1 protein-coding gene is annotated in these 1,032 nt (G+C 54.8%); it reads left to right on the forward strand.

Annotated elements, in window-relative coordinates:
• Nucleotides 1–695: 695 nt before the first annotated feature.
• A partial coding sequence (locus X744_RS1000000175830; protein ID WP_245266887.1) for a hypothetical protein occupies nucleotides 696–1,032 on the forward strand: 337 nt, incomplete at its 3' end.

The following is a 1,032-nucleotide window of genomic DNA, read 5'->3' on the forward strand; positions in this document are numbered from 1 at the left end:
GAAAGGGTATTTAGCTTGCACACTAATGTTCTAACCGTGTCTCTTCCAGTGCCTCGCCGCTACCAGTATAGTCGCAGCCACAACGCCAATTAACCCCGCCACCGCGAAAGCTATCGCCCCAAAAAAAGCCCACCCGCCCGAAATTGTGGATGCTTCTTCTGGAGCCAATTCAGTCACACCATAGTCTGACAGATCGACCTTCATTGCTATCTCCTTTCCTAGAGATCAAATAAGATGAACCAGTCTGCCATTTAGCGGCTTTTGCCGCCGTACAACCAACATCAAGAGTCGTGCCAACTGCACAGGAAGCGACCCAGAAAACTGTTCTGGATGTTATTCAATGGCTTCACTGAGAGCGCGGCGGCACGCCAGCCAGACGTCACCGTGTCGCGGATTCGACAAACCCGACACTGGTAGGGGCCAGTGCGGGTAGGTGAGCTCTGCCTGCATGGAGGATATATTTCGGCCAAGCATTCTGCCGAGAGAACCGGCCTGTCAGGAACAGCATCTGGAACACGCTGAGCAGCTTGCGGCAGTGTGGTCTTGTGTAAGCGCCCGATTGTTACCGCGGAGATTTCGCTTTGATGCGTGCGATGATGTCTGGCTCTGAGACGAAGTCTTCGAGGAAATCGTTTCCAGTCATTGGTCGCATGGGCGCCCGTGCCGTCGTAAACGCTGATGAGACNATTGGTCGCATGGGCGCCCGTGCCGTCGTAAACGCTGATGAGACTGCCGTAGCACAGATTGTCGCCGTTACAGACGATCGCCTCCAGGAGTTCGGGGTCCTCTCCGAGCATTTTCGCGAAGTGATTGATTGTGTTTCGGCGTGGAATAAGGGGTCTGACGCACTCTCGATGATATTTTCTTTCAGGCAGCACCGATCAAACGTGCTTGGAGGAGGTCGGCCGTACATCTGCCGTTTTACAAGCTTGAGCTTGGTGATCTGTCCTTCCGTCTGCCCGTTGGACCATGGTTCGGTGATCGCGGCGCGGACGGCGGCATGGTCGCGAATGATGCCCTTGGCGAAAGATG

This window comes from Mesorhizobium sp. LNHC252B00 (assembly GCF_000502955.1).
GTDB lineage: Bacteria > Pseudomonadota > Alphaproteobacteria > Rhizobiales > Rhizobiaceae > Mesorhizobium.